Annotated in this window: 1 protein-coding gene; it reads left to right on the top strand. The window is 38.0% G+C overall.

The genetic code is table 11. The annotated features are described in order from the left end of the window. Window positions 1-250: hypothetical protein (locus tag SB725_RS32860; protein WP_410923655.1), on the top strand; the 250-nt coding region annotated here is incomplete at both ends.

Genomic DNA, 250 nt, shown 5'->3' with positions numbered 1-250 from the left:
ATTACAGGAATTGCTGACGGCGGAATATATAAAGCTGTTGTGAGTGTTAGTAATTCTTGTGGACGTGTTGCAGTTGCAGATTATTATGTGACTAATAATAATTTCAATAGCGCTTTCTCAATCAAAGGAATAAACGGACTATTGAATACCGATACAACCGACAAAGCACCAGCTTTTACCGAAGTAAACAGAAATACCACTTCAGTTGTTTGGTCTGGAATTCCAAATTGTGCAGGTGGAACAAATACGG

Source organism: Pseudomonas sp. SIMBA_041 (assembly GCF_046535095.1).
Lineage (GTDB): Bacteria > Pseudomonadota > Gammaproteobacteria > Pseudomonadales > Pseudomonadaceae > Aquipseudomonas > Aquipseudomonas mucoides.
Note: the sequence above shows the minus strand (reverse complement) of the source record. Positions and strands in the feature narration are given on the sequence as shown.